This window comes from Rhodococcus sp. DMU2021 (genome assembly GCF_019641445.1).
Lineage (GTDB): Bacteria > Actinomycetota > Actinomycetes > Mycobacteriales > Mycobacteriaceae > Rhodococcus > Rhodococcus pyridinivorans.
Map to the genome: position 1 here is coordinate 1 of NZ_JAIFKB010000110.1, position 548 is coordinate 548.

Below are 548 nucleotides of genomic sequence, written 5' to 3' on the forward strand. Positions count from 1 at the left end.
AAGGCCGCATCCTGGTCGACGATCACCAACACCTACATGCTCGCCGTCGGGGAGCTGTACGAGGACTACACCGAAGAGCTACTCGATCGGATCCTCACCGAGGAGCAGTTCGGCTGGGTGCACAGCCTCGGGGGGTGGGATCAGATCGTCACCTACGTCGCCCAGTCGGAAACTTTCGGGTGGGACACCGAGGCTCTGCTGCGTGAGGCCGCCGCCGTGATGAGCTCCGAAGGCAGAGCCGGCCGGATCGACACCGACCGCAACTCCCCCGGCCAGGTCATCGCCCGCGCCCTGAAGACCCGCATCGATTCCGGGGACGGAGCGCAGTTGCCGCGCCGCCGTACCGATGCGGTGGCCGGCTACCGTGTGCCCGCACTGACCGACGCCGCGGCCGAAACCGATCCCATCCTCGCCGCCTACGCCCGCTCGTGCGAGCAGCAGATGCACGCGTTCATCGACTCCTACACCACCACCGCACTCGAATGCAGCGCGCCGTGGATCACCGCAATCGGCCAGCGGGGAACCGACCCTCGGCGGGTGCGGCTGTG

1 pseudogene is annotated in these 548 nt (G+C 67.9%); it reads left to right on the forward strand.

Annotation, left to right across the window (positions count from 1 at the left end):
* Positions 1-548, forward strand: a pseudogene (locus K3M35_RS27005) (conjugal transfer protein TraA); the annotation flags it as partial.